This is a genomic window from Colwellia sp. BRX10-3 (assembly GCF_014077505.1).
Lineage (GTDB): Bacteria > Pseudomonadota > Gammaproteobacteria > Enterobacterales > Alteromonadaceae > Cognaticolwellia.
This window is the reverse complement of the sequence record NZ_JACGWA010000035.1, coordinates 1-584: the sequence shown is the minus strand read 5'-3', so window position 1 is coordinate 584 and position 584 is coordinate 1. Positions and strand designations below refer to the sequence as shown.

The following is a 584-nucleotide window of genomic DNA, read 5'->3' as shown; positions in this document are numbered from 1 at the left end:
AACAAGGTAACCCTAGGGGAACCTGGGGTTGGATCACCTCCTTATCTTGAAGTAAAACAACTTAATGGAAGCGCTTGCGTTTCATGAGTGTTCACACAAATTACATGATAACAAATTAGAAGAAGTCCAAACACGCTAGCTTCGGACGTAAATTCTTGAAAGAGAAATAGGTCTGTAGCTCAGCTGGTTAGAGCGCACCCCTGATAAGGGTGAGGTCGGCAGTTCAAGTCTGCCCAGACCTACCAATTTACGTTCTAGCTAAAAGTGTGTTTCCCATTGCGGGGCTATAGCTCAGCTGGGAGAGCGCCTGCCTTGCACGCAGGAGGTCAGCAGTTCGATCCTGCTTAGCTCCACCACTTCTTCACTAAAGAAAGAGACCAAACTTAAGTTACGCTTTTTTAAGCTACTTTAAGTTTGGTTTTTTAAACCAAGATTTATACCGAATGTGCGTATGAATTTAGTTCTTTAACAATCTGGAAAGCTGATATAAATACCGGTATTTATATGATGAACACGGTGTCGCGCTGTTGTTCATAAATTATAAATACCAAGCTGTTGTTAATGGGAATATCGCCTGTTAATAA

Annotated in this window: 2 tRNA genes; both read left to right on the top strand. The window is 41.8% G+C overall.

Annotated features, from left to right (window positions below):
* Positions 1 to 168: 168 nt before the first annotated feature.
* Positions 169 to 245, top strand: a tRNA-Ile gene (locus H4J38_RS16895).
* Positions 246 to 280: 35 nt separating this feature from the next.
* Positions 281 to 356, top strand: a tRNA-Ala gene (locus H4J38_RS16890).
* Positions 357 to 584 lie beyond the last annotated feature (228 nt).